Here is a 2000-nt window from a genome sequence, read left to right as displayed (position 1 = left end):
CGACGTCGACCTCGACGACGACGGCGACGCGGCGGTGTACACGGGCGTCAACTTCGAGAACCTCGAGTACACCGGCGACCCGGTCGAACTGGCGAAGAAGTACAACGCCGCTGGCGCCGACGAGTTCGTGTTCCTCGACATCACCGCGAGCGCCGAGGGACGAGAGACGATGCTCGACGTCGTCAACGCGGTCGCCGACGAGTGCTTTATTCCCCTCACGGTCGGGGGCGGCATCCGCACGAAAGCGGACGTCAAGGAGACGCTGCGGGCCGGCGCCGACAAGGTCTCGATCACGACGGGCGCGCTGGAGCGCCCGGAGCTCATCGAAGAGGGCGCGGCCGCGTTCGGCAGTCAGTGTATCGTCATCTCGATCGACGCGCGTCGGCGGTACGACGACGCGGGCGAGCACTTCTACGAGGACGACGACGGCGAGCGGGTGTGGTTCGAGTGCACGAAGCGAGGCGGCCGCGAGGGCACCGGCATCGACGCCGTCTCGTGGGCGAAGGAGGCCGAAGAGCGCGGCGCGGGCGAACTGTTCGTCAACTCCATCGACATGGACGGGACGAAGGACGGCTACGACGTGCCCCTGATGCGCGCGGTCGGCGACGCGGTCTCCACCCCGCTTATCGCCTCCTCCGGCTGCGGCAGTCCCGAGGACATGTACGAGGTGTTCACCGAGGCGGACGCCGACGCCGGGCTCGCCGCCTCCATCTTCCACTTCGGCGACTACACGATCGAAGAGACGAAGGAGTACCTCGACGAGCGCGGCGTCCCCGTCCGGTTGTAGGCGATCTCGGAGGACACTGTCACTACCGTCGCTTACTACTACCGTAGTGTTTTCTTCCTGGCGATCGAAACCAACAATTATTATGTGATCGGGTTCGAACTGTGACGTATGTCCACGTCATCGACGCGTGTCCGCGACGACCCGCCGACGCTCGTCTGTCGGCGGACCGACGAGGTGTCCGGCGACGAGGCGTCTGACGAGGAGGCGTCTGGCGAGGGGGCGTCCGACGACGGGGAGGTGACGTTCTACGAGCCGGACCGCGATCCCGACGAGCGGACGACCCGGTGGATCACGGTGACGGAGTCCGACTGCGTCCCGCAGGACGCGTGGCGGTGAGGGCGGCACAGAAGGCGGGTCCCGATCGTTCGATCGGTCGGTCGTCACCCATTTGATCGCCGATCGTTCAGTGTTTGATCCCGGACGTTCGGTCGTCGACCCGGAAGTCGGCGAACTGCCAGCCGGCGACCGCTCAGTCGCCGGCGGCGACCCGGGCCGCGGACGGGAGACGCTCGTCGTCGAGCAGCGCGACCGTCGCCAGCCGGATGGCGTGGGGCCACCCGAGCGGCGTGGCGCTGTCCGGCGTGCCGTCGTCGAAGAACTGCTCGGGCAGGTAGCTCGTCGACTCACACAGCGGCCCGTCCGGCGAGACGAGCGCGAGGAGATCCCGCGCACGGTCGGCCAGCCGGCCCGCCCGCGGGTCGTCGCGGTCGGCGAGCAGGACCGCCAGCTCGGCACAGGCGTGTGCGCCCCACGCGGTGGAGACGGTCCACACCTTCTCCGACGGCTGTGACGCGCGGCGCCAGTCGTCTCCCTCGTACCGGAACAGGCCGGAGACGGCGTCCGTCTCGCGCGCCAGCCCGTCGACGACGGTCTCGACGTGCGATACCAGCCGGTCGAGGCGCTCCGGGTCGACGCCGGCGTCGCCGTCGAGCGCGTCGAACGCCCGGTGGGCGCTCGCCAGCGCCAGCGTCGACGAGTCGATCCGGTCGTCGAGGTCGCCGTGGGGGGACTCGCGGAGCGCGTAGCAGCCGCGCTCCGGGACCCAGAGGTCGTCGAGCGCCTCGTACACGCGGGCGGCCTGCCGGCGGGCGTGGGCCTCGATGTCGTCGGGGATCTCCTCCCCCTCGAACGCCTCTGAATCGAGAGCGGACGGATCGGCCGCCTCAACCGCGTCGCGTCGGCTGCAGTTGCCTCGACCGCGTCGGCGGCCGCG

2 protein-coding genes and 1 pseudogene are annotated in these 2000 nt (G+C 69.8%); 2 read left to right on the top strand and 1 reads right to left on the bottom strand.

Translation table 11 applies throughout. From position 1 onward, the window contains the following. Positions 1-787: imidazole glycerol phosphate synthase subunit HisF (hisF, locus tag GJ633_RS16170; RefSeq protein WP_156589590.1), on the top strand; the 787-nt coding region annotated here is incomplete at its 5' end. 108 nt (positions 788-895) lie between these two features. Next, on the top strand, positions 896-1123 hold the full coding sequence (locus GJ633_RS16165) for a hypothetical protein (RefSeq protein WP_156589589.1): 228 nt from the start codon (positions 896-898) through the stop codon (positions 1121-1123). Between the two features lie 133 nt (positions 1124-1256). Here GJ633_RS16165 and GJ633_RS17390 read toward each other — a convergent pair. Further along, positions 1257-2000: pseudogene (locus tag GJ633_RS17390) on the bottom strand (glucan 1,4-alpha-glucosidase); the annotation flags it as partial.

This window comes from Halorubrum sp. CBA1125, assembly GCF_009742825.1.
In the GTDB taxonomy this organism is placed as follows: domain Archaea; phylum Halobacteriota; class Halobacteria; order Halobacteriales; family Haloferacaceae; genus Halorubrum.
This window is presented reverse-complemented; position numbering and strand designations above follow the sequence as displayed.